Here is a 1047-nt window from a genome sequence, read left to right on the forward strand (position 1 = left end):
TCAATTGTTCCAGCAACGTGAGTACCATGCCCAAAATCATCTTTTGCCTCGACTCTGTCGTTAACAAAGTCGTAGCCTTTGACAAATTTAGTATCTTTCAAGTCTGGGACATTTGTCACGCCAGTGTCAATGACTGCCACAGTAATGCCACTACCCTTGGTTTCTTCCCATGCAGATTCGATATTAATGCTGCGTAGGTTCCATTGCTGGCTATAGTAAGGGTCGTTGGGACTAATGAAGGTTGGATTGGTTGGATAATCACTATTTTGCTCAGATGAACCTATTGAACAATTTTTGTCTACAGGTTTCGGTAGACTATAGAGATAATTAGGCTCAATATATTCTGTCTGCTTAGAAAGCCCAGAATTCTTTAGAGCTTTAAGTAATTGTTTGTCGCCTTCTACAATATAAATATTGTCAGCAACTGAAAATACGCTATTGAGGTGGGGATTGACGTTGTATTCTTGAGCAATTTCTTCTAATTGCTCAGTAAGTTGGGCTGCTGGGATATCCTCGCGGAAATCCAGTACAATTGAATCAAATTTGCCTTGATGTGCTAGACCTTTGAAGTTAAATAGGGCAAAACCAAGGCCCAGCACAAATAAAGACAATAGTAAAACCTTTCTCATGGCAACCTTATATGCTATAGCGCCAGTTTAATTTCTAACATAACTCAAGGATTAAGGGCGCTAACCATAACAATGCAATTTTTGGTTTACTGAGTTGAGTAAAAGTGACTCAGATGAGTGAAGGAAAAAATGATCTCCAGGAAACATCTCAACTGAAAAGGCAGCTTTGGTTTGTTCTCGCCATGCTTCCAAATCATCAGCACTGGCTTTCCAATCCTGCCAGCCACCAAAGGCAGTAATGGGAGAATCTAGCGGTGCTTCAGGAGCATAGGCGTAAGTTTCAAGCACTGCAAAATCTGCCCGCAGTGTCGGTAACAACAGTTCCATAAGTTCAGCATTATTGAGTATCTCTTGGGGTGTGCCGTTATAGCGGCGTAGTTCCTTGAGGAATTCTGCTTCTGGTAAAGCATGAAGGGGA

At 41.5% G+C, this 1047-nt stretch carries 2 protein-coding genes; both read right to left on the minus strand.

The window, feature by feature from the left end; all coding sequences use genetic code 11:
• Nucleotides 1–629, minus strand: a 629-nt coding sequence (locus F6K23_RS41215) for a S8 family serine peptidase (RefSeq protein ID WP_293167086.1), incomplete at its 3' end; no start/stop codon positions are given.
• 60 nt (nt 630–689) lie between these two features.
• The coding region (locus tag F6K23_RS41220; protein WP_293167087.1) for a thioesterase II family protein at nt 690–1047 on the minus strand (358 nt) is incomplete at its 5' end.

It is taken from the genome of Okeania sp. SIO2C9 (assembly GCF_010672455.1).
Classification (GTDB): Bacteria; Cyanobacteriota; Cyanobacteriia; order Cyanobacteriales; family Microcoleaceae; genus Okeania.